Genomic DNA, 21,443 nt, shown 5'->3' on the forward strand with positions numbered 1-21,443 from the left:
CTCTATCGTGTCGCAATATCGCGTCAGAAGGAACTGGTACGTATGTCCGTTATTGCGACACGTTCCTGTATCTCCCATCTAAACCTCCAACCGACTCTGTGCCTCGTTGTAGTAGCCCCGAATAATCCTAATTGAGCTGATAGTGGACAAATCATCGTTAAAATTGTTGTGTACAAATCCGTCCGGCAAGGTGGATTCGATCGTATTCACCCGCACTTTCAAGTTCGAGACATCCGCTTTGAGCACAGCGAGCTCTGCGTCAGCATCAGCAATCCCACATTCCCAACGGTTTATATCGTGTTCGGTAACTGGATCATCGTGTTTCCAATCGGTCTTGGCGTTGTACGACACTTACATCCCTCCTCGTGCTTCAATAACAAAGGTAAGGTTTACAAACTGCGCCTCATTCATTTCAAAGGCTCCTGTCTTTTCGGCAACCACGGCTCCAGTTTTTGTCCGCAATTTCACATCCGTGATGACTGGCACGCTGGTTACATGCTGGGCAGATACCTGTAATGCAATTCCGTCTTGTGTGCCCGTAGTCGGATGCGAAGCAATCTCCACGGCCTGTACAGGCACTGAAACTGAGCCGTTTATCAAAATGTCGCCGCCCGACACCCTAGCCAGCAAGTCATTCCGAACAGTTTGAAGATAGCTTGGCAGGATCATTTCACGACCTCCTCGTAGCGCTTTATTGGTGTCATCCCTACACGAAATTCACTGACCTTGTGGTACTCCTTAATCCCAACCACTAAGACATCTCGCAGCTCGATCTTCTCCGACACAACAGGTTCAAAGGCAACACCATTACAATGTACTGGTCTGATCCTCTCCACTGCTTGAACAGCGTTCTTTGTATCAAATCGATCCTCCATCGGATAAACGTAGCGAATGACTTTCTTCTCGAAATCTTCGACCATCTGGACTTGTTGAAATGCGGATGAACTCAAACCAATTGCACGCAGCACGCTTGGAGTAAATCCAAGATACGACCAGTGCTTTTGCATGATATTCTTTCTCCGTTCCTCAACACTCAGCAATTGCTTTCTCCCGAAATAAATCCAATCCCAGACATCCAGCCCCCAGGTAGCTGACCATGGGCTAAACTGCTGTAGGATGTCTTCGCGTTGCGTATCAAAAGAGTCGATTGCTGCTGCGGAACCTTCGAAATGGTACTCTGCCATGTCATTCTCGTACCACTGCGGTGGTAACATGCGTCTATAACGCTCAGGTATCATGTGGTCACCACCATGGTTAGTGTCGATACAGAGTCAGCAGGCACCGACAAATTCAATTCCGCACCGTTTAAGGTGTAGCCTGTAAAATCCGTCACGCCATCCACGAAAAAGAGCGCACCGATCTGCTGGTATACGATCTGCGAACGCCCTTTTAAATAGGTTTGGATTTGCTTGATGATCTGTTCTTGAATCTTTGCCAAATCTCCATCTGGACGCGTAATTACTTTCACATTTACGGCTACCGGAAACACTTTTGCAGGATGGATTTGGAGATCGTGCAGCGCGCGTCGCTTGTCTTCCAGCTTCGTCCGTACTTGTTGTGCCAGCGCAGGTGTAGCTGGCTGACCAGCCAAGTCCGTAATGTACACATCAATAGACAAATCGTGTCGTGCTTTCTCGACGGCGACTGCTCCCCCTACACCCTCAACATTTCGGGTCCAGCGTTCATAGTCTTGCCTGCGTCCGTCCCCTTCTTCTGTTCGAGCCCTGTCGATCAGCCTTTGTCTGTAGACATCGTCCTCTTCTGCCACATTCCTTTGCAGTCCAAAGAATACGCCGATTGCATCCAAAAACTCTCCGTCCGCCCAAGGAAGGAATCTCTGTAGAAATCCATATTCCAAAAGCTGCTGCTGATCGCTGATTTCCTCCGCAATCGGGTAGCCCAGATCATAGTAGATTTCCCCTTCCTCCGTAGCAGGCGGCGTATTCCCGCGCTGCTCAGCCAATTTTTCCATCCGGTTCGCCATCCGTTGATAAATCTGGTCCGGCGTCTCCCGAAGTATCGGCATCTCCGGCTTCTCTAACGTTGCCATGCATCCACCTCCATTCTCGTCGAACCACGCATCCCGGTAATCTCCACATGCAAAATAACCCGATTTCCCTCAAAGCAGATATCGAGCACCTCCGCATGCTCAATCTCACTGTGCGCCTCCAACGCTTCTTGCACCTGTGCCTTAATCACAGACAAGGACAGCGCAGACTGCATTCGCCCTTTGCCAGACAAAAAATCCACACCATACCGCTCCGAATAGATCGCATAGCGAAACCGCCGTGTATGGAGGATCTTTTTCACCGTCTCCTCCAAGTACTCCACGTATGTCTTGGTGCGCAAATATCTGCCGTCTGGTCCCTGCCTCAACTGCTTCGTTTCCCAATCGAACCGATATGTCCACGGAATCGGCAGTTCGGTTCCTTGCGCCAATATCTCTTCTCTCCCTTGCAACTGCGGAAACATCATTCCACCACCCCAAGCAGGAGGTATTGCTCGTTGGTGCATCGCAACAGGGCTACTTTTTTGCCCACATCTTCTGGCTTTAATTGGGCAGAACGCAATGCCGACAGCTCATACGGCTCCAAGGGTGTCGGGTCCTCGTCGAGCTTTACAGACAAGGGCGAGAACGACAAAAGTTTGCCGAATTCCCCTTGCGTATTCTCGATGCCGTCCTGTGCGTGCCCTCGCAGTTTTGCGATAACCGAATGCATCTCTTACGTCCTCCTTTCCAATTGGAGATCCATTGTGTATTGACCGCCCTGCCAACGCGCTTGGCAGCTAGTGACGATCCAATCTGTAATAGTTTTATTGTCTTTTTCCATAATCTTGATGAGCCAGCCCGCACGCAGCCTTGCTGCATTTTCATCCTCGTGCCTAACCGAAATGGACCTTGTCTTGGGGATTTTGGACAACTCCGCGAGTTGCTTGGCTGCCAATCCGGCCACGTTTTTGTCCTCTCCTGCATCGATGACTTTTTGCATGCGTCCTATTTGTTTGACCAGGCTATCATTTGATTTCGTTGCACTGCTCACGACCCGATCATCCCGGTAACGCTCCACTGTCACAACGGTGTATACATCCTCGATACTCTCTCCCGTCGAGCTGCTTGTGAGCAAGCTCGCCTTGAACATCGGGATGATGCTGTTTTTCCCCTCGGGGAGTACCGTCAGTTTGTCTCGCTGGTATTGCACGAAATAGCGGATGCCTGTCTTTTCGTACGCTTGCTCGGTTAGCGAAGTAAAGAGAGACGTGTATGATTGGGACGAGATTCTCTCCTTCACCGTAAAGCCGAACGCCGGGCAGCTAAAATGGATACCTGCCGACTTGATGATTCGTGCAAGCTCTGTCCCTGCATCTCCATCCAGCTTGAGTCTGGAGATTTCGTTTTTTTGCAAATACCAGCCAAGTTCGTATGCTGTGGCCGATAGATCGCCTGTTCGATCGTCTCGGTCAAAACGAACGAGTGGACCATGGAAAAGCTGCTGGGATTCCTTGAGCTCTGCACCCGTAAAGAGCATCAAAAAACCCGCCGATTGCAACGGCGGGCCTTCCTTGATTCTCACATCACAATTTTGGGCGATTTGTCCTCTGGCCGAGGACCAGGAAAGCTCGGTAACGGCTGGGGTCAGGTCATAGCGGGTCTGTTCTTTTCCGTAAATGACTTTCATTTCGTCTGCCCTCCGTTACATTCTATTTTCTCTTTCTAGCTTTTCGTGAATCTCTCTTTTCCTGTCTTCCAACCTTTTACTGTCTATCCGTGGGGCCGCTTGCTGCTTCTGCGTCTTCTTTGCTACCTTCCCGCTCGTATTCGGACGAGCTGGCTGCTGTCGCGTGATGACCGCACCCGGGGATAGAAGCTGCGTCTGATTGCTCCACGTAATGAATTCATCTTTGACAAACAACGGTAGCTCAATCGAGCCGTGAAAATCGACGTTTTTTCCAAGAAATTTGCCGTCGCAAGGCCCAATGAGCACATTCCAAGCCAAATCAAGCTCATCTATAGTCAAAAGTGCTTCAGAGCCCGTTAAGCGATCCAATCCAGCAAGCCACTGTCTAGGCCCTTGGTAGCCTTGCACCTCGACATAGGGAGCCGTACTGTCTCCAGGTAAGATGAAGTCAAAAGAGATGGACTTTGGACGTCTGGAAGAGATGCGATTGCCGGACAATAACGTAATCGATGTCGAGCTTTCGATGTCGTTGCCATAGCCGCGAAACTGGATTTCCGCAGGAGTTACCGGAAACGTCAGCCTGTATTTGCCTTGTAGACGGATCATGTCGTTACCCCTCCCCTCGTCTCTATTGCATCCAGCAGGGAGCGCTCGATGATGTCCTTGATCCTCTGCGCGACAGATGGATCGCTGAGCATTTTTAACATGGTCGGGATATCTTGCAGTACGCCTTGTACGTGCAGTGGAATCGAAACTTGCGGAATAGCAATGGAGACAGGCTGCGGATTCCCAGTTGAGTTACCAACAGGCGAGTGATTCGGAGCAGGAGGACCTGCTTGAATTGCTGGTTTCATAGCTGCAGATGGCGCAGGAGTCTTGTTCTGCCACCACGACTTGATCCCATCGTATAGGGCTCCACCCGCCGCTGATCCACCCATGCCACCAATAAGACCACCAACTATCCCCCCGATTGCTGTACCAATCCCAGGTAACACCGAACCAATAACTGCTCCAGTAGCCGCTCCCGCTGCTGCCCCTCCCCAGCCACCAAGTGCTTCTGCCCCTACTTGTGCTGCAGTATCCAGCTTGTTCGCTGAGCCTGCAATAGCTGTGACGCCTAAGAAAGTTCCCAGAAGAGGAACCCTTCTGAGTCCTCCTTTCAGCAATTGTTTCCAGCCACCTTTGCTGGCAGCTTTACCAGCCTCAGCATGATTGCCGCCACTATCTGATCCGGGTTGATTTCCTGCAGAAGAGGGAGTTGGCGCACTATTTTGATTTTTGTTTTTGCCGTCAGTTTTCTCTGCTTCTTTTTGCGAATTACCGCCACCAGCGTCCGGTTGTTTTTTTCCTGCCGTAGAAGTTGTTGGAGCATTGTTTTTTGTTTTCCCGGCTTGTCCTTGGGGACCACCACTATTCGAAGCAGATTTTTCTCCTGTTGGAGGGCGGCGATCCGGAGAACCTTTTTTCTTTGATTTCTTTTTAGAAGAAGGGCTTTGTGTGCCATCGCAACAACAGCAGCAGTCTTTTCCACCAGTCGCTTCTTGAGGAAACTTTTCTTTGGTTGTCCGAAGATCTTTGATTTTTCTCAGTTGAGATATTATATGGTACAGAGCACTGCCAAGGATTAGTAATCCTCCGGTAAAAATCGCAGTACTTTTTATCGACTCGTCCAAAGAGTTAAACGAGCCCATTACTCCTTCAGCTGCTTTCGAAATCCCTGTATTTATCCCAGACATTTGTTCTGCGTACAGAGTCGCGATCTCCATGGCCTCGTTTCTCGCCATCGCTTGTGCCTGCCCGGGTTTGAAATAAACATCGTTCTGTGCAGACAGTTGATGTGCATTCACCGCTGCATTTCCGACTTTATATTCGCTCTCTTTCCCCTGTTCCGGCACAAAATCCCCTGTAGTCATATCTCTTACTTCTCGCAGAACCTTCGCCATGTCATCTCCGGCATCGCCTGTCAAAGTATCGAATGCACGTTGTTGTAAAGTCTTATCCTGGATGCTAGAAAAAGTCATCAGGAGTTTTCCGAGGGCGATATTTATTGTTTCTTTCTCCCCCGTTGCGAGACTTCGATTCAGCGTTGCTATATCTTGGGCGGCCTTAGCCTTTGCATCCTTCTTATTTTGAGCCTTGTAATGCTTCTCAAGGATTGTGGCAAGATCACCACTGTCTGCCATCTTCATTGCATTCTCTTGTAAAGCGCCATACGTTTTAAAATCATTCAAAAGCTTTCCCATTGAGACAAAAGTAGCGGCCATTTTTTCAGGCGTATTCAGTAATTTGCCATTCTGAAGGTTGAAGTGAGCCATGGATTCCACAAATTTTCCGGTCGCGGCTCCCCCTCCCAAGTTGCTTAAATGCTGAACGGCGTTTGACTGCCTAACGGTACTATCAACTCCAGTAGAAAACTCAATGGAGCTCATCATTTTCATGATTTCATCTTCCGTAAACCTCGTCGTGTTTTTCAGCATGCCTGCTTTTTCTGCATACTTTAAACCATTGGTTGCATGCACAAGTTCGGCTTTGGCGATGAGGACGTATGCTTGATCTTTCTTTATATCAGGATTGAGCTCACGTATGGTTATGGAAGTCTCTTCTACCTTCAGGAGTTGCTCATTACCTTTGCCACCAATTTCAAAAAGCGTCTTTTCTCTTTCAGTTGCCTGAGCTTCTTGGGCAACCGAACTCAGCGTTGTTCCAAGAGACTTTTCGATCATGGGAGTTAGTGAGCCCAGGAGTCCTTTTGCGAAACCGTCATATTTACCTACTAAATCAAACGTTTCCATCATTGTTCCTGCCATTCTTTCACCTCCTTGTCCTCCCAGATGTCTACACCCAGCAGAACCCGAAAAAAGCCGGGAGACCTACCCCCCAGCCCTTTCCTCATCCTCTGCCTCAATCATCTGACAAGCAAAAATAAACAGCTTCTGCTTGTACAAATCGACTTCGTACTCGAGTAGATCCGACGGGCGGCCTCTGCCTTTTAAAAAGGCACGGCAAATATGCCAGGCCTCGCCGTCAGATCGGATTAGTTTTTTGCTTCTTCAATAGCTTCTTCTTCCGTCTGGGTTGCATTGACTTCACGGACCGCATTGAGCAGCTTGGTGTATCCCTCTGGATTGTCGCGGAAAATTTTCTCGACGAGCTCATACTTGGTGCCAACCTTGTACGCTTTCTTGAGCTCTTCCTGATTCCAAGGAAAATCGTGCTCAGTGGCCTTCACCAATCGGGCATCGTTGTACAGGAACCAATCCGTTTTCTCGCCTTTGTCAGCCATTCGTTCGCACTCGCGCAGCTCGGACAAATTCAGTTGGCGAACCTTCCATTCGTCACCGTCGATGGTTACGGTGATTTCTTTTCGCGAAGTTTGTTCATTGGCTTTGGCCAAAAATTTCTCGAGTTTGTTTTTGTTCATATGCAAGCACTCTCCTATTCGGTGTAAGTTGGCAATTCATCCAGGTAGTCTGGCTTTTCGATGGACATCCCTTTCAGGTCGTAGGTCGCGTGATCGTTGCCGTCTGCTTTTGCTTCCCACAGCGTAATTTCGTCTGGGTTCAGCACGATATTGGAAATGCGGACGCGTTCGGAGTTGCCTGCTTCCTTGTCCAGCGTCTCGCCGATCAGGAATGGGAGGACTGGGGTCTTGCCTTGCGTCAATTGATCGACGCAGTAGTATTTCAGCGCAGCGTTGGTTGCGGTAATTTTCAATGTCACTTCTACATGCCAGTCGTTGACGGTCTGGATTTTTCCTTTTTGCAGACGATTCGTATCGCCGTACTCTACCTTGAGGACCATTTTTCCTTCCAAGGTACCGAAGATCGGGTCTCCGTTTTCATCGTAAATTTGGCAGTTCTTCAGTTTAATATCGCGTGCAATAGCCAATTACAGCACCTCCCAGTCAATGTCAAAGTATTCGATGGCATCAAGCGGTTTCGCAGACAAGAGGAAGCCACGGCGATCACCGATGCCGTTCTTTTGATCCGTAAACGTCCAGCCTGTATCAATCGCGCCCTGCTGTTCGCGGACGGTCATGTACGCGTTGACGGCAGAGACAAACACTGCGCCGCCCAAATCGTTGTTGCCGAGCTTGCCTTTGTATTTCTTGCCGACTTGGCTAATGTCGTTGACGATCTGATCCAGCGTCATGCTGACGCGGATTTTGCCGTAGTCCTCGCGCTCATGCGTACCCAGAACAGCCAGCGTATTGACGGCGCTCTCGATAATGTACACATCTCCGTCGCGAGTTGCGATCAGCGTACCAGAGCCGAGCGCACTCAAAATATCGGTGTGGCCCCAATCCTTGTGCGCTTTTTTCAACGGAACGACGACGGCTGTCAGCGATTCATGCGCAGGAGTTGCTGCAATCATACCCGCTACCCATGCGGCCCACTCCAGGCTGCCGTATACTTTTCCGTTGTTGTGTTGACCAGCAATGGCACTATTCACGACAAAACGGGCATTTTGTGCCACAGAACGCTCGATGTGCTTCGCCATGTTCTCGTCATCCGCTGCCTTGCCGCCGATCACCAGCGTGCTGAGCTTCTTGTTTTGCGTGCGACGATCGTTCATGAATTGCTTCGCTGCCGCTTGTACAGCCGCATCGTCAAAAGGCAGATACATCGTGTCAAAATCAGCACCGGAAACCGCCATGAACAGCTTAGTCGAGTCAGCTGGTGTCAGCGCTACTGTGCCACTTTTCGCTCCTGTCAGCGCTGTTTCTGGCACGATTGTAACGGCAGTCTCGCCCAGCTTTTTCACACGCACATAGTTTGATTGGCTCGTTTTCGCTACCAGCTCATTCGCATCCGCAAACGAAAACTTCTCGGTTTGCAGCGGGCCTGATACTTGGAGTTCTTTTTTGCCTGGCTCGGACGTTGAGGCCGTAATGACAACCTTCAGCTCGTTACCCACCAAGCCTGGATACAGAGCCTCGACTCTGATCGCATCGGCTTGCTCATACGCTGCTTTTGTGGCCGTGCCATTCGTCATGCGGTACGCGAGAATCGTCGCGCCGCCTTCTGCTGCCAGCTCCACGGTATCGACCTTGCCAAATGTCTGAGCAAGTCGCTCCTCAAAGCTACCCAGCTTCACCAGCTCATCTGGAGCACCCCACTCTGCTTGATACGGCACCAGTACGACACCGCTCTTCGGTACTACACGTTCTTTTGCTTTTGCGATTAATTCGACCGTTACACCCGGACGTTCACGTTGAATGGTCATGCTTACACCCCGCCTTTGTATTTGGTCAGTCGGCTCTTCACTTGTCCTTCTGCCAGTAGTTGATCATCTGCTTCAGAAAAAAGAGCACCTGCTACCTCGAACCGTTCGGCTCCAAGGTAAGCGGCGCTCTTGATCCACTCTTGTTTGGTTTGCACAAGCTCTGGGGCCTGTGCTTGTTGTTCTTTTCGTGCCACTATGATCGGACCCCCTCTACATCAAATTCGTTGATTTTGTCTGTGACTGCTCTCTGCACCGCCACGTTGTAGGTGAACTGAAACGCGATTTCCGTCCGGTCCTTTTTATCCCGCCAAATACGCAAGGTGGAGCTGTCGATCTCGATGGACAATCCAGACCTCTTGCCTTGATAGCTAAATTGATTTTGGCGAAGGAGCTCACGCAGCGGTTCTGCTGAAAGCGGCTGGTAAACACCTGCTACCTTTGGATAGTGGAGGACGATGGCTGCTTCTGAGACCACCTGATAGGAAGTGAGGCTTCTTCCTTCTTCACGGACTCCTTGCGTCAACAGAAACGCGATTGGCGGTTGGAATCTCTGCGCCATCCAATCGTCCACGTTTACAACTGTAGCGAGCTTTGGATACGCTTCATTCACCAGTTCAATGAGAACGGCTAGCTCACGATCCATCCAGCTTCACCTCCCATACTTGCGGTATCTCTTCTGTCTTCGTCACATGACTCTTCCCCCCACTATTTCACTTCATTTGGCAAGGCATTCACGGCAAATGCCCGCCGAGCAGGGAGCGAGTAGCCTATAGCTTTGAACTCGCCATCGTGTGGCGCCAATCGCCGTTTTCCCCGCTCGCCGAACATTTGAGTCGTCGGCGTACATAAAAAGCCACCCGACAGCTTCATCGGATGGCTCGTATCTCTCTTACTTGTTTCGCTTGACTCAAGTATAACCGAACTGGATGAAAAACTGGGAAAATGACCCGATGTGTCAGGAAGTGTCAACCTTTGTCAGATTCAGCATGCTTGTGAAAATGAAAAGAAGCTGTCTTTATCAGACAGCTTCTCGTTTAGTAAGCCAGGTTCTGTTTTTCATTATCCAGTCTGCAGAGCCTGATCGCCATACATCGCCCATGCCATCTTCATCACGGCACTGCGCTTGATTTCATAATACCGCTGTCGGGACACGCCGATTTCTTTAGCAATCAGATTGTTCTTATCGCCATCCAGCAAAGCTTCGACTATCAAGCGTTCCTGCTCCCCCGGAATCGTCTCGACCGCTTGGTTGATCCGCTCGATTTTATCCTGCAGATTTTGTAGCCTCTTCCATTTCCGCTCCCGGCGTGCAACCTCTGCGTGCGTCTTATCTCCATTGCTGCCTTTTCCTTTCGGCATCCCTGCATCCAGTCCGTACTGTGCGACCATTCCTTCCCCTGCTTCACGCAAAAACCGCTGGATGCGCACGATCTCGATTTGCATATAATTGTAGTCGCGAATTTCTTCTTCGGCCTTTTGTAGAAAATCTACGATGGGTGCTTGCTCACTCAGCCGGACGACGCCTTCTTTTCTAGCGGATACTGTCTTTTTCTGCCCCTTTGCCTCTTGATCCCGCATGTACTTGTCCCACTCCGGGCAAGAATCGATTTTTCCTACGTGCTTATCATGAACCTGGCAATGTGATTTCTTTCCCCAGCACGTCGCCGGACACACCTCGCATACTGCTTCCATGAAAACATCTTTGCTGATCAAGGCACTATTCCCCCTCGGTCATATATATGAAGTCCAAATGATTGCTTAACGGTTTTCGTTGACTCTTGCGCCTTTTCTTAATCTTTGAGACAAACCGATCTGTCCGATAATGACTCCGATCAATAAGACAGCTGCCCCGATTAATGCTGCTTCTATCATTTCGTACGTATCTCCTTTGCATAGACATTTTCTTGTATAATGAAAGAGGGCAAAGAGGATACTCACCAGTTGTATTCTTTGCCCCAAGCCTTTAATGGGGATTCCGATCGTCAGTCGGAGTCTTTTTTTTTTGTTCCAGTTGCTCTTTCTTTTTCTCTTTGTTTGCCTTTAATTGCAGGTTGAACAGATTATTAATCCGAATCTGCAAATCTACCTGCTTAAACGTGACGATTAAAGCAAGGAAGCACACGACAACCGCGAGAACCTGAACGTAATCAATCGTCATCATAGCATCACTTCTCCACTGCGGATCGCTTCGAGCATCGCGGTTTTCATTTCTTGCATGCTCTCTTCGCGAGGTAGTTTGATAAAGGAAGCAAGGTACTCCATGTCGGGAAGCAGAAAGTCGAGGATCGTCAGTACAGCCCGATTATCCCCTGACTGTGCTTTTTGGAGGGTCAGGCTGAACGAGTCAGCTTCTCGGCCAATTGGCGCAAATATTTGTTTTTGCATTTACTCACTCCTTGTCTGGTCATATTCAGTTTTTTGGCTACCTGTTCTTCTGTCATTCCTTGAAGGACGACATGCTTGATAATGATTCGGGCTTTTTCTGGGAGTTGCATCAACACCTCCTGAACATACAGGTGCGACAGGTTGTCCTCGATCGCTTCCGTTCCCCGCATCCCCTCTTTGATCACCGTCTCCCTGTACAAACGCTTCTTGGCAGCGTACTGCAATCGCCAAGCAATCCTCTTGAGCACTTTTCTGCAATGCTCTTTCAACTGCTCATCTGTCACATGCTTCACCTTCTGTCTTTTTCATCCGGAAATAGGAACGTTCGTTCTCTTTGTAGTACAAGTATCTCATACTACGGTAATAAGTTCAAGTTCTTTCCACCAGATTTTTGGAGATAATTTTTTGGTCGATTCTCTGCAAAAACTTCAAAGAAGGCATCAAAAAACACGATCTCAAGTGGAGATCGTGCCTGTGTAGAAGTATGAAATTATCCTTACACAACTGATGTCCCTACTCTTCAAAAGTACATAATTCTCATACTTTTTGAGTTTTATCTGCCCATCACGCAAGAAACACCTTAAATGAAGAAGGACCTTTTTTTATAAATAAAAAAGCAAGCCCCTCTCGCATTCACAACAGAAGAGCTTGCCTGCTTTTCTATCTTTCGCACTCATTTAATCCCATATATTCGGACGTTCAACACCCATCGTTCGCATATAATCTAACAGTTGACCGGTATGTACCGACTCATGATAGGCGATTCGCAGCAGCATGTCTCCAAGCGTGCGGACATAGCCTACATCGGATCGATCGATGCGGACACTCTCTAGATCGCTCTTGGACAACCCTCTGACGAAGCGGAGAAATTCTTCTCGATACGGCTTCGCAAAGGCCAAATCTTCTTCTACGGTCGAAAACTCTTTGGTTTCATACGGATTGGGGATAGTAGACAAAGCGGCGCTTCCCCGTTGGATCAAAATCTGGTGATACAAAAACTCACCCTCGATGACATGGCGAATCATTTCCCCGCACGTGAACGCTTTATCGTCAGGCTTCCAGTTCAGCATTTCTTTAGGAATTGCCTTCCAAACTTTGATGCTTCTACGTCTTACTTCCTCAAAGTTTAAGAGTAAGAGATCATTTTCGTTCATGCCATTCTCCCTCTCCGTAAGCTCGTCCTAGTTTTTTTGATAGAGATCACATGTCGCTGCGTGATCATTGACCATGCCGACTGCTTGCATAAAGGCGTAGCAAATGGTTGAACCGACAAACGTAAAACCCCGCTTCTTCAAGTCCTTGCTCATCTTGTCGCTGATTTCGGTAGAAGCAGGTACATCCTTCATTTCTTGAAAATGATTATGAATCGGCTTCCCGCCTACAAACGACCAAATATAACTGCTAAAGGACCCAAACTCCTCCACAACCCGCAAATACGCGTGGGCGTTCTTCACGACGCCGCGAATCTTCAGCCTGTTTCGAACGATGCCTTCGTCTGTCAGCAATTGCTCGATCTTGGCTTCATCGTATTGAACGATTTTCTCCGCTTCAAAATTATCAAACGCTCTTCGATAATTTTCCCGCTTCTTCAAGATCGTGTACCAGCTCAGTCCGGCTTGAGCGCCTTCCAAATTCAAATATTCAAAGAGCAAACGATCTTCATAGACAGGAACTCCCCACTCGTGATCGTGATAATCCATATAGATAGGGTCTTGATTCACCCAGCCGCACCGATTCATGGAAAGCAACCTCCTTCACATAATGCGAACATATATTCCTATATAAAGAATATACAATCATTGGCTATTCTGCAAGTTTTTCTTCACAAAAAAAGACCTCATCAATCTGAGGTCTCCCTGCAATCAAGCTGTTAAAATAATTGGCTTCCCCTTCGTTATAACGATGGTGTGCTCGTATTGAGCTACATAACTCTTATCAGGCGTAATGATCGCCCAACCGTCCCTGCCATCCTCCACATATTCCGTCCCCGTTGAAATAAATGTTTCAACCGCCAACACGAGACCTTCTGTGAGCAAGCGTCTATCCTTTTTGTCATAGTAATTCAAAATGTAAGCAGGCTCTTCATGCAAGCTTTTGCCGATGCCATGACCCGTAAGGTTTTTGACGACTGTAAAGCCTTTTTTCCTGGCCTCCTGGTGAACAACGCGACCAATCTGGCTTAGCTTCGATCCCGCCTTTACCGCATCCAATGCTTTATACAGCGACTCCTCGGCGCATTGGCATAAGGATTGCTTTTCAGGCTCGCCTTCTCCTACCACGATAGAAGCACCTGTATCGGCAAAGTATCCATCCAGCTCTCCCGAGACATCAATATTGATGATATCGCCATTTTGCAGGACGGTATCATCAGGGATGCCATGCGCAACAATGTGATTGACGCTGATGCATGTATGCCCTGGAAAATCATAGGTGATATTCGGTGCAGACCGTGCTCCGTACTTTGCCAAGATCTCTCCGCCAATCTGGTCGAGTTCTTTTGTAGTCACACCTGCTCGCACGGCCCTAATCATCGTCTCTCTTGCCTCTGCCACAATACTACCGATCCGTTTCAAGCACAGCAAATCATGTTCATTTTGAATCGACATGTGTCTCCCTCCTGTCTACAAATATAATTATTTCCCATATTCATACTCACATTGGAACATTTTTCTTCGCCAATCGCAACCGAAGAAAAAACAAAGAACCCCAGAAGCATCCTCTGCGGCTCTTATCTTACGAAGTTATGCTGGATTCCATACATACATTCCTTGCGCTATTGTCGACTGCTTTTGAATAAACCCAATAGAAATTCGGTTAAATTCTTCCGGCTGATCGACATTGACGACATGACCGCAGTCAGCGACTAGACTCAACTGTGCAAATTGTCTTTTTTTCACACGCATCTGGACGAACGGCAAAAACATATGGTCTTCGTCACCCATAATGAACAAGGTAGGGATGGGAGGCTCTTTATCAAAGAGGGTTCCTAGGAAGCGATTAATGCCTTTTGTCAACTTGAACCATCTCTTGAATTCTTTTTGACAAAGCTTTTTGGCTTCGCGGATAAACAAGGAGCGCGATTCTTTATGACGCTTGCTCGGCATAATCACCCATGCAAACAGTCGATACAGCCACATGTACGGGATGAAATGTTTGACCATATTCCCCAGTGTGATTAGCACCCGCGACCGCACGTTCATGTGCGTCACAGCTCCTGCCAAAACCATTGAGCGCATTCTCTCTGGGGCCTGCTCCGAAATAATCTGCACAATGATCGTCCCCAAGGAAATCCCCACAAAATGGGTGGAAGTGATTTTTACATGATCCAAAACCTCAATGATATCTCTGCTGACATCATCAAAGGTGTATGTTTTGAACAGCTTGCCTGGGATGTCTTTAGATTTTCCGTGACCACGCATATCTACTAGAAGAACATTGAAATTCTCTTTGTATGCCTTCAGTTGTTTATACCAAATCGATGAGCTGCCCCCTGCCCCATGGACAAAAGTCACCCATTCGCAATCTTCACCACGTATGTATGTCTTATAATGGATCACTAATATCCCCCCACCAGTATTATATAGGAGGGATGTCTCAGGTGAAAGGATTACCATAATATTGAAATTCAATCACCTGAGTCTCTCAACCAAAAACCAAACGAGATTGGAAATGAGTAACGACTGTCCGACACCAAAACTAAACCCTGTTAAAAATCGGAGCTTGTTATTGCTTGTCCGCCACTTCCATTGTTGGGTAAAGCCGTCAATGAGCATTGGCAGTAAAAGCAATCCAATCAAATAGTAAGAGGTCACGAGATGCATCCCTGCAAAAACTGGCGCGATCAAGTATCCAGCCAATATCGAAACACATCTGGCACATAGCGGCATTTTTTTACCCGCTATATAGAAGGATCGATCTGCGCGCCGATGACATGGAATCCACTGCGTATTGATCTTCATTAGCCACCTCAATGTGAGCAATCTGGCTTGCAATCACAATCAGGTATACCGCAAATCACCTTGGTATAGAAATACGCCTCCCTCTATCCATGCGATCATGCAAACCGTTAATCCAAGAAAAAACAGATACATCCTCTTCCTTCTTTTCTTTCTACGTGAAAGAGTATCAGCCGTTTCACTTTGCATTACGTCCGGGTCCGGGGCTTAAATTGATTGGTTACGGCATCCAAATATTGATATCGCTCTGTGCGTGCGTATTTGAGCTGATAGACCGGGAACGGAACAGGAGACTTTTCCCTTCTACTTGTATTTCTGTCCTCCACTTGCACATATTCCAGCTCCACGTCATACAAGCTCATGAAGCTCTCCGCAGCTTCCCTGGTAGACACACACGAGCCCGGATCGGGAATTATTTTATTTTTACGTACATCATGCTTGTAAAAACCCGTTACTTGGCCCGTCCAAGGATTAACTTTCACGGAGTACATCCGATTTGTTAAAACGATCCCATTTCGTCGCTCATAGAAGTAATACGTATTTCCCGTGCCACGTAAATAACATAATTCATAATAGTGCAACTCGGTAATCCCCTGCTCGATGTATGTTTCCAAATAGCGCGTGGCTATTCGCAGAGCATCGCGGTCCGACATCCGTGGCGTTATATACTCCATTTTTTGATTAAACGTAAAGGCAAGTAGCTCGTTGGTCTGGCGATTGAGAGTCACACATACAAAATCAGGATCGTAGACGGTTTCCGCGTCTTCTGCTTCTGGCAGCGACCAGAAGTAATGGATCGTAGAAGGCCAGTCCGGCTTTTTCGCAGCATCAATATGTTTGAAATAACCGCTCCTAGGATTATAAGTGACCCCATCCTCGTTCGGTGTCACAAGCGTTTCTCTTTTGATATCCGCTTCGATTACATCAATTTGAAAAGATTCCTTCACCCACAACTCAATCTCTTGCACGTTTGAAAAAATTAGAGATTTTCCTTGGGTTACTACTGGAATAATCTCTGAGTGTTTTTCCTTAGGGTGTCTACCTCCTATCACGGTCTTGGTGATTTGCCCTGTCTCGGCATGAACAACCGCATAGGCCATCGGTGGCTCATCAGGGAGATACTGGAGTATCCCTTCTTCCTGTTCGTCGCAGGCGAGCATCAAATTTTCCTGATACAAAGTAAGATACGCTTGTTTCGCCTCCTCTTTTGTTATCACTTCTGGCTTGGAGGGCTTGTTTTTCGGATCAAAATCATGAAATCCTCGGTAGTAGATGTCAGTCAAGTTCCCCCACTCGTCTAACGTAATAAACAGATACACGCTGGCAAGCGGATTGTCGTGAAAACAATAACGATAAGAAAGCTTCCAATTCTTTTCTTCACGATACTCCGACAAGCTCGCCATACCATCTCTCACCATCCCACTCAGATGGTCGCCATACAGTGCTTCCGCCACTTCTTTGATACGCTGCGTTGCTGTCTTGGCATCGATTGGCTCTCCAGAAGCAACCCAATCTTGATGAATTTCATCCTCCAAACGAAACTCCGTTATATAACCCGTTTTTTTGTCGATTTCTAACTTTGTACGCTCATGACCTAATTTTATCTCCCAAGTTCTCCAGTTATCGCGCGTTTTGATTCGCTGCTGAGACAATTCACGCATACCAGGAAAAATAGCAAACCATTTCTCCATCGTCTCGCGAACCGCTTCTGTCGGATATGTCACCATCTCTTTTCCTCCCGAACGAAAAAACCGTCAATGCAGACACTGACGGCTTTCTCTATTTGAATGCTAAATGCTAAATCTTAATCATCATCACCATCATCCAGTTCATCGTCGTCGGTATCGATGGTGCTCGTGTCATCACTTGAAGAGGTATCCGCCGGAGCACTACCATTTTTATCGGCTGGTGTCGGATCATCATCGTCATCATCATCGGTAGAGCTATTATCGATGGTGGTCGTCGAAAGCACCTTTCCGGTAATAGCATGTACGCGTACATCTACCGTTTTGGAGTCTTTTTTCGTGATCACCCGATAGACTGCTCCACTCTTTGTCTCGATTAAATCAACATCATCGATCTTGCCGCCACTTGTTCTTTCCGTCGCAATCTGTTTCGCTTGCTGCTCGGTAATTTTGGTCTGTGGCTGCGCTGGTGGTTTCACGCTTTGATTCGGTTTCGGCTGCTGTGTTTGGGTTTGGGTTGTAGCTGGCTGTTGTTTACCTGACGCAACAGTCCCCACCGTCCCCGTCCCTGCTGGCTTGGTCGCGCTGCCTGAAGCATCCTTCCCGCCGTTATTCGGTTGCGGCGCTGTGCTAGCTGTCGGATTTGAACCCGGCTGCGTTGGTTTCGTCGCCGTTTCGTTTGCCTTCGGCTGCGCAGTGGCTGCGACCAAGGAGAGCTCCTTCAAATCAATAATTTCGCCCGTATATGCATTTACCATCACACTATATGTTCCGCGCTCATTAAGGAGTTGGAGATTGTAAATACTGTTTTCCCCTACATCCGTCATGGAGATCGATTCAATCTTTCCCGGGTAGCGGGTCGTCACGATCTGTTTGACTTCCTCCTCTGACAAGGACTGCAAATCCATACTCGCGAAGATCCGTTGCATGCCAAATGCCGTAGTGACCAACAGAAAACTCGCCAGCAGCCCTATTTTCCATTTTTTATTCATACGTACCTCCTGCTATTTCTTAGCCTGCCCCGGCAGAAAAACGGTCACGAGCGTCCATTTCCCTTCTTCACTATCGAGTGCAATATCGCCTTGATGGGCATCGACGATCTGTTTGGCAATGGAAAGACCGAGTCCTACACCCCCTGTTTCGCGGCTGCGGGCTTTGTCTACACGGAAGAAACGATCAAAAACATGCTGCAAATCTTCCTCGGGAATCCCCATTCCGTAATCCTTCACTGAGAAAAATGGACGATCTCCTTGAATCCCTACATCCACTTCCATTTCATTCGAGCTGTATTTCATCGCATTGTCGAGTAAAACGACGAGCACTTGTTTTAGTTTTTGTTCATCGGCCATGACAGGAACCGATTCATGGTTTGCGCTCAGTTGAAAGGACCTACCATACGCATTGGTCAATTGTGCAATGGTCGTTTGGCACATTGGGATCAAGTCGATTTCTTTGACATCCAGATTCCATTCGGCGCTATTGTTGGCGAGAAGAAGCATTTGATTGGTCATATCCTTCATGCGCACGGCTTCCGAATAGATCGCTTCCACCGACTCTGCCAGAACCTCCGGCTTTTTCGTTCCCCAACGCTTCAATAGCTTCGCATAGCTTTCTACTACAGTCAGCGGCGTTTTCAATTCATGGGAAGCATCTGAGACGAACTGCTGCTGCTTCTCGAAGTTTTGCTGTAATAAATCCATCATCTTGTTAAAGGTACTTCCTAACGCGTGCAATTCATCTTTGGATGTGTGCTCAAGCGGTATTTTCTTAAAAATACTGCGCGCTTGAATGTCTTCCATCGTTTGAATCATCGAGTTGACTGGTCGCAAAATCAGATTGCTCAACATGCGTCCGGCAAAAAAAGCAGGAATCAGCACAACCAGCGAAGCAAATAGCAGGACGTTTTGCAGCAGGCTCAAATTTTCTTGCAAACCCGCAATACTTTCCATGACTTCTAACGTGACAATTTTTCCATTCGTCCAAATGATCGGGACCTTAACGTACGCGTATTTCGCTCCGTTGACATCGAAGACACCGTCACTCGCTTTTCTATCAAAGATGGGCTGCGGTGCCGGGATTGGCTGCGTGTTGTCTACTTCCTGCGTGACGATGGCCCGCGATTGCTGGTCGATAATCCGGATCATCCCGTTCGACGGCAAATACGGCTGCAGCAGCGTGGCAGGGTCGAAACTTTCTACACCGATCTGATTGAGTCCACTCTGGATATGCAGAACTTCTCGCTGCAAACGGTCCAGCTCTCCGTCTGTTGTCACTTTGTAGAACATGAAGTAAATGAAGCTATTGACCATGAGCAACAGGAGCAAGAGTGCGACCGTGGAGAACAAATGAATTTTATTTTTGATTTTCATAATCTACCCCTTCAGCATATAACCAACGCCTCGTACTGTATGCAAAAGTGGGGTTTCATACCCTTGGTCCACCTTTTTACGCAAGTATCGGATATACACGTCAACGACATTTGTGTCTCCGAAATAATCAAATCCCCATACGTGTGTTAGAATCTGTTCACGATTCAGAACTTGGTTTTTATTCTGCATCAGATAAAACAACAAATCGAATTCACGCGGCGTCAGCTCGATCTGACCGGAACCTCTCGTCACTTCCCGGGATTTTTCATCCAGGCTTAAATCCGCTACTTCTACTTTGGAGCTGGCTTCTACTTTCCTCGTCATTTGGGACAAGCGGAGGCAGGAACGGATGCGAGCCAGCAGCTCTTCGATTTCAAAAGGTTTCGTGATGTAGTCGTTCGCGCCTTGATCGAGTCCATTTACTTTGTCCACGACAGCATTTCGGGCCGTCAACAAAATGACTGGCGTCGCGGAGTCCTTTACCCGAATCCGACGAAGCACTTCTATACCTGACAAACCTGGCAGCAGTACATCAAGCAAAATCAAGTTCCATCCGCCTTGATTGTATTGTTCCAGCGCCTCGAGCCCTGTTTTGGCGATCTCGCTTTCGTATCCTTCGTATTCCAGCTCTAATTGAATCACACGAGCAATTTTCTCTTCATCTTCCACAATTAATATTCGCTCCGACATGTAATCCTCCTAAGCCTTGCATCCATTATCCAGTTGAGTTTAGCAAATATTGGCTGTGGATCAAAGAGCAATCCGTACGAAAGATATAATTTTTTACTTATATCGATAACCCCACCCACTGCCAGTACGCGTAATAAAAGACGACCATCAGGATCGCGTGGGCCGCACCTGCGTACAAGCTCAATCGCAGCAAATCCTTAGGCAAAAAGGTCTCCTTGCCGCTTTCCTGGAACATGAGCAATGCTTTGGAGCTGACAGGGAAGGTCAGGCAATAGTTCATGCCGACGATTCCTACGAACAACACGGTCACTTCATTTAAATCGAGGCTACTCGCAAAGTAGAGAAGCGGCGGAACCAGAATGACGGCTCTCGTTGTATGCGATGTAATGTACAGATGGGAGGTCAGTGTCAGCAAAGTAATGACCACAATGATCAACAGCGACGATTCCCCTTCCAACTGCTCGGTGATCGTGAACAGCTTCTTCATGATCCACTCTGCTGCGCCGCTCTCCAACAACGACTTTCCGAGTGCAATGGCTGCTCCTACAAACAGAATCAGGTTCCATGAGACAGACTGAACGCCATCCTTCCACTTCATGACGCCCACATTGGGGAGTGTCAAAAGAAAGGCGCCGATGACTGTCGTGGTAGCAATCTCGATTCCGTGAAAACGCTCTGTCAGCCAGAAAATGACCATCGCCCCAATCACAGCAACCGTATACTTTTCATTGCGGGACAAGGTGAGGGAAAGCTTTTTACTCGCGAGTGGGCGCTTCATCTCTTCTTTGGTGAGAAATAGAGCCAGAACAATCCGACAAGTAACGATGCTGGCCACTACCCCGAACGGCAGTCCCCACAGCAGCCACTCCGCGAAGCTAATTCCTTCCCCATTGAACTCCTTGAGCATATCGAGTGCGATAAAATGGGAGCCGGCTCCGATCATAGTGGAGCTCGTCGATACTAAAATAATCGTCGGAATCAGGATCGCCATGGCTTTCGTGATTTGCTTATTCTCGATTTCTGAGGTCAGCGAGTGGAAAACAGGCAGTAGCACCGCTGCGCGTCCAGAAGTAGATGGGATAAAGAAAGCGAGAAATTGAACGACGATCGTCAAGAGCCAAAACAAGCTTTTGACGTTCTTTGCCTTGCTCACGACGAGATCTGTGAGTTTGCCTGCCAAGCCTGTCACTTGAAGAGCACCGCCGAGAATGAACGAGCCAATCATTAACCAAATGACATCGGAGGCGAGCGAGTCGAACAATATTTCCTGGTCAGCCGTTCCTGTCACGACGAGGAGTAATACGGAGCCTATCGCTACATAGGCAGAGTTCAGCGAGGTTGTCGTCCACAGGATCACAGCGACACAGAAACAGAACAAGCTCCATTTGGCTTCAAATGTCAGGGAAGACGGCAGCATGAGCAATAATTCAACGAACATAATTAGGACAATTGGAA

General features: G+C 48.0%; 29 protein-coding genes. All 29 read right to left on the bottom strand.

The window, feature by feature from the left end:
• Positions 1 to 78 precede the first annotated feature (78 nt).
• The gene (locus HP398_RS23850; protein ID WP_173623829.1) at positions 79 to 351 is read right to left on the bottom strand and encodes a hypothetical protein; all 273 of its coding nucleotides are present in this window, start codon (positions 349 to 351) and stop codon (positions 79 to 81) included.
• On the bottom strand, positions 352 to 669 hold the full coding sequence (locus tag HP398_RS23855; RefSeq protein ID WP_173623830.1) for a hypothetical protein: 318 nt from the start codon (positions 667 to 669) through the stop codon (positions 352 to 354). It lies immediately after the preceding gene.
• Positions 666 to 1,238 carry a putative phage tail protein gene (locus tag HP398_RS23860; protein ID WP_173623831.1) on the bottom strand — a complete coding sequence of 191 codons (573 nt, stop codon included), beginning with the start codon at positions 1,236 to 1,238 and terminating at the stop codon, positions 666 to 668. Before HP398_RS23860 ends, HP398_RS23855 begins: the two co-directional genes overlap by 4 nt.
• A complete protein-coding gene (locus HP398_RS23865; protein ID WP_173623832.1) occupies positions 1,235 to 2,050 on the bottom strand; it encodes a baseplate J/gp47 family protein in 816 nt (271 codons plus the stop codon). Before HP398_RS23865 ends, HP398_RS23860 begins: the two co-directional genes overlap by 4 nt.
• Complete coding sequence (locus tag HP398_RS23870; RefSeq protein ID WP_173623833.1) at positions 2,038 to 2,472, bottom strand: DUF2634 domain-containing protein; 435 nt, start codon at positions 2,470 to 2,472, stop codon at positions 2,038 to 2,040. The genes HP398_RS23865 and HP398_RS23870 overlap by 13 nt, the downstream gene beginning before the upstream one ends.
• A complete protein-coding gene (locus HP398_RS23875; RefSeq protein ID WP_069851855.1) occupies positions 2,472 to 2,720 on the bottom strand; it encodes a hypothetical protein in 249 nt (82 codons plus the stop codon). Before HP398_RS23875 ends, HP398_RS23870 begins: the two co-directional genes overlap by 1 nt.
• A 3-nt stretch (positions 2,721 to 2,723) precedes the next feature.
• Positions 2,724 to 3,677: an XkdQ/YqbQ family protein gene (locus HP398_RS23880; protein ID WP_173623834.1), complete on the bottom strand. Its 954-nt coding sequence runs from the start codon at positions 3,675 to 3,677 to the stop codon at positions 2,724 to 2,726.
• A 15-nt stretch (positions 3,678 to 3,692) separates the two neighbouring features.
• On the bottom strand, positions 3,693 to 4,283 hold the full coding sequence (locus HP398_RS23885; protein WP_173623835.1) for a hypothetical protein: 591 nt from the start codon (positions 4,281 to 4,283) through the stop codon (positions 3,693 to 3,695).
• Positions 4,280 to 6,484, bottom strand: coding sequence for a hypothetical protein (locus tag HP398_RS23890; protein WP_173623836.1), 2,205 nt, complete (start codon positions 6,482 to 6,484; stop codon positions 4,280 to 4,282). Before HP398_RS23890 ends, HP398_RS23885 begins: the two co-directional genes overlap by 4 nt.
• 227 nt (positions 6,485 to 6,711) lie before the next feature.
• Complete coding sequence (locus HP398_RS23895) at positions 6,712 to 7,098, bottom strand: phage tail assembly chaperone (RefSeq protein WP_173623837.1); 387 nt, start codon at positions 7,096 to 7,098, stop codon at positions 6,712 to 6,714.
• A gap of 14 nt (positions 7,099 to 7,112) precedes the next feature.
• Entirely contained in the window at positions 7,113 to 7,565 is a 453-nt protein-coding gene (locus HP398_RS23900) for a hypothetical protein (RefSeq protein ID WP_007723453.1), read from the bottom strand.
• Positions 7,566 to 8,903, bottom strand: a complete 1,338-nt coding sequence (locus HP398_RS23905) for a phage tail sheath subtilisin-like domain-containing protein (RefSeq protein WP_173623838.1) — start codon at positions 8,901 to 8,903, stop codon at positions 7,566 to 7,568.
• Between the two features lie 2 nt (positions 8,904 to 8,905).
• A complete protein-coding gene (locus HP398_RS23910) occupies positions 8,906 to 9,097 on the bottom strand; it encodes a hypothetical protein (protein ID WP_016741308.1) in 192 nt (63 codons plus the stop codon).
• Positions 9,097 to 9,546: a hypothetical protein gene (locus HP398_RS23915; protein WP_173623839.1), complete on the bottom strand. Its 450-nt coding sequence runs from the start codon at positions 9,544 to 9,546 to the stop codon at positions 9,097 to 9,099. The genes HP398_RS23910 and HP398_RS23915 overlap by 1 nt, the downstream gene beginning before the upstream one ends.
• A gap of 62 nt (positions 9,547 to 9,608) precedes the next feature.
• Entirely contained in the window at positions 9,609 to 9,773 is a 165-nt protein-coding gene (locus HP398_RS23920) for a hypothetical protein (protein WP_020477556.1), read from the bottom strand.
• A gap of 189 nt (positions 9,774 to 9,962) precedes the next feature.
• Complete coding sequence (locus tag HP398_RS23925; protein ID WP_017251816.1) at positions 9,963 to 10,616, bottom strand: hypothetical protein; 654 nt, start codon at positions 10,614 to 10,616, stop codon at positions 9,963 to 9,965.
• Between the two features lie 250 nt (positions 10,617 to 10,866).
• Entirely contained in the window at positions 10,867 to 11,064 is a 198-nt protein-coding gene (locus HP398_RS23930) for a hypothetical protein (protein ID WP_173623840.1), read from the bottom strand.
• Positions 11,061 to 11,288 carry a hypothetical protein gene (locus tag HP398_RS23935; RefSeq protein ID WP_017251813.1) on the bottom strand — a complete coding sequence of 76 codons (228 nt, stop codon included), beginning with the start codon at positions 11,286 to 11,288 and terminating at the stop codon, positions 11,061 to 11,063. The genes HP398_RS23930 and HP398_RS23935 overlap by 4 nt, the downstream gene beginning before the upstream one ends.
• Positions 11,234 to 11,581: an RNA polymerase sigma factor gene (locus HP398_RS23940; protein WP_328139040.1), complete on the bottom strand. Its 348-nt coding sequence runs from the start codon at positions 11,579 to 11,581 to the stop codon at positions 11,234 to 11,236. The genes HP398_RS23935 and HP398_RS23940 overlap by 55 nt, the downstream gene beginning before the upstream one ends.
• Before the next feature lie 384 nt (positions 11,582 to 11,965).
• Complete coding sequence (locus tag HP398_RS23945; protein ID WP_106835026.1) at positions 11,966 to 12,442, bottom strand: DinB family protein; 477 nt, start codon at positions 12,440 to 12,442, stop codon at positions 11,966 to 11,968.
• Between the two features lie 27 nt (positions 12,443 to 12,469).
• Positions 12,470 to 13,027, bottom strand: coding sequence for a DNA-3-methyladenine glycosylase I (locus HP398_RS23950; protein WP_017251810.1), 558 nt, complete (start codon positions 13,025 to 13,027; stop codon positions 12,470 to 12,472).
• Between the two features lie 123 nt (positions 13,028 to 13,150).
• Positions 13,151 to 13,894 carry a type I methionyl aminopeptidase gene (map, locus tag HP398_RS23955; RefSeq protein ID WP_017251809.1) on the bottom strand — a complete coding sequence of 248 codons (744 nt, stop codon included), beginning with the start codon at positions 13,892 to 13,894 and terminating at the stop codon, positions 13,151 to 13,153.
• Positions 13,895 to 14,029: 135 nt separating this feature from the next.
• The gene (locus HP398_RS23960) at positions 14,030 to 14,845 is read right to left on the bottom strand and encodes an alpha/beta fold hydrolase (protein ID WP_173623841.1); all 816 of its coding nucleotides are present in this window, start codon (positions 14,843 to 14,845) and stop codon (positions 14,030 to 14,032) included.
• A 72-nt stretch (positions 14,846 to 14,917) separates the two neighbouring features.
• Positions 14,918 to 15,247 (bottom strand): DUF2085 domain-containing protein, encoded by a 330-nt coding sequence (locus tag HP398_RS23965; protein ID WP_173623842.1) that lies wholly within the window; start codon positions 15,245 to 15,247, stop codon positions 14,918 to 14,920.
• A gap of 185 nt (positions 15,248 to 15,432) precedes the next feature.
• Positions 15,433 to 16,971, bottom strand: a complete 1,539-nt coding sequence (locus HP398_RS23970) for a YcdB/YcdC domain-containing protein (protein WP_173623843.1) — start codon at positions 16,969 to 16,971, stop codon at positions 15,433 to 15,435.
• Between the two features lie 77 nt (positions 16,972 to 17,048).
• Positions 17,049 to 17,921, bottom strand: coding sequence for a PepSY domain-containing protein (locus HP398_RS23975; protein WP_173623844.1), 873 nt, complete (start codon positions 17,919 to 17,921; stop codon positions 17,049 to 17,051).
• A 12-nt stretch (positions 17,922 to 17,933) separates the two neighbouring features.
• Positions 17,934 to 19,298 (bottom strand): HAMP domain-containing sensor histidine kinase, encoded by a 1,365-nt coding sequence (locus HP398_RS23980; protein WP_173623845.1) that lies wholly within the window; start codon positions 19,296 to 19,298, stop codon positions 17,934 to 17,936.
• 3 nt (positions 19,299 to 19,301) lie between these two features.
• Entirely contained in the window at positions 19,302 to 19,988 is a 687-nt protein-coding gene (locus tag HP398_RS23985; RefSeq protein ID WP_173623846.1) for a response regulator transcription factor, read from the bottom strand.
• A 97-nt stretch (positions 19,989 to 20,085) separates the two neighbouring features.
• Positions 20,086 to 21,426 (bottom strand): SLC13 family permease, encoded by a 1,341-nt coding sequence (locus HP398_RS23990; protein ID WP_217368863.1) that lies wholly within the window; start codon positions 21,424 to 21,426, stop codon positions 20,086 to 20,088.
• Between the last annotated feature and the right edge of the window lie 17 nt (positions 21,427 to 21,443).

It is taken from the genome of Brevibacillus sp. HB1.4B, assembly GCF_013284285.1.
GTDB lineage: Bacteria > Bacillota > Bacilli > Brevibacillales > Brevibacillaceae > Brevibacillus > Brevibacillus porteri.

Excerpts from the sequence above, each read along its gene's own strand:
- HP398_RS23890 (WP_173623836.1), bottom strand. The coding sequence starts at position 6,484 with ATGGCAGGAACAATGATGGAAACGTTTGATTTAGTAGGTAAATATGAC.
- HP398_RS23975 (WP_173623844.1), bottom strand. The coding sequence starts at position 17,921 with ATGAATAAAAAATGGAAAATAGGGCTGCTGGCGAGTTTTCTGTTGGTC.
- HP398_RS23880 (WP_173623834.1), bottom strand. The coding sequence starts at position 3,677 with ATGAAAGTCATTTACGGAAAAGAACAGACCCGCTATGACCTGACCCCA.
- HP398_RS23950 (WP_017251810.1), bottom strand. The coding sequence starts at position 13,027 with ATGAATCGGTGCGGCTGGGTGAATCAAGACCCTATCTATATGGATTAT.
- HP398_RS23985 (WP_173623846.1), bottom strand. The coding sequence starts at position 19,988 with ATGTCGGAGCGAATATTAATTGTGGAAGATGAAGAGAAAATTGCTCGT.
- HP398_RS23965 (WP_173623842.1), bottom strand. The coding sequence starts at position 15,247 with ATGAAGATCAATACGCAGTGGATTCCATGTCATCGGCGCGCAGATCGA.
- HP398_RS23935 (WP_017251813.1), bottom strand. The coding sequence starts at position 11,288 with ATGCAAAAACAAATATTTGCGCCAATTGGCCGAGAAGCTGACTCGTTC.
- HP398_RS23860 (WP_173623831.1), bottom strand. The coding sequence starts at position 1,238 with ATGATACCTGAGCGTTATAGACGCATGTTACCACCGCAGTGGTACGAG.
- HP398_RS23945 (WP_106835026.1), bottom strand. The coding sequence starts at position 12,442 with ATGAACGAAAATGATCTCTTACTCTTAAACTTTGAGGAAGTAAGACGT.
- HP398_RS23920 (WP_020477556.1), bottom strand. The coding sequence starts at position 9,773 with ATGAAGCTGTCGGGTGGCTTTTTATGTACGCCGACGACTCAAATGTTC.
- HP398_RS23865 (WP_173623832.1), bottom strand. The coding sequence starts at position 2,050 with ATGGCAACGTTAGAGAAGCCGGAGATGCCGATACTTCGGGAGACGCCG.
- HP398_RS23930 (WP_173623840.1), bottom strand. The coding sequence starts at position 11,064 with ATGATGACGATTGATTACGTTCAGGTTCTCGCGGTTGTCGTGTGCTTC.
- HP398_RS23885 (WP_173623835.1), bottom strand. The coding sequence starts at position 4,283 with ATGATCCGTCTACAAGGCAAATACAGGCTGACGTTTCCGGTAACTCCT.
- HP398_RS23980 (WP_173623845.1), bottom strand. The coding sequence starts at position 19,298 with ATGAAAATCAAAAATAAAATTCATTTGTTCTCCACGGTCGCACTCTTG.
- HP398_RS23870 (WP_173623833.1), bottom strand. The coding sequence starts at position 2,472 with ATGTTTCCGCAGTTGCAAGGGAGAGAAGAGATATTGGCGCAAGGAACC.
- HP398_RS23875 (WP_069851855.1), bottom strand. The coding sequence starts at position 2,720 with ATGCATTCGGTTATCGCAAAACTGCGAGGGCACGCACAGGACGGCATC.
- HP398_RS23905 (WP_173623838.1), bottom strand. The coding sequence starts at position 8,903 with ATGACCATTCAACGTGAACGTCCGGGTGTAACGGTCGAATTAATCGCA.
- HP398_RS23895 (WP_173623837.1), bottom strand. The coding sequence starts at position 7,098 with ATGAACAAAAACAAACTCGAGAAATTTTTGGCCAAAGCCAATGAACAA.
- HP398_RS23915 (WP_173623839.1), bottom strand. The coding sequence starts at position 9,546 with ATGGATCGTGAGCTAGCCGTTCTCATTGAACTGGTGAATGAAGCGTAT.
- HP398_RS23990 (WP_217368863.1), bottom strand. The coding sequence starts at position 21,426 with ATGTTCGTTGAATTATTGCTCATGCTGCCGTCTTCCCTGACATTTGAA.
- HP398_RS23855 (WP_173623830.1), bottom strand. The coding sequence starts at position 669 with ATGATCCTGCCAAGCTATCTTCAAACTGTTCGGAATGACTTGCTGGCT.
- map (WP_017251809.1), bottom strand. The coding sequence starts at position 13,894 with ATGTCGATTCAAAATGAACATGATTTGCTGTGCTTGAAACGGATCGGT.
- HP398_RS23970 (WP_173623843.1), bottom strand. The coding sequence starts at position 16,971 with ATGGTGACATATCCGACAGAAGCGGTTCGCGAGACGATGGAGAAATGG.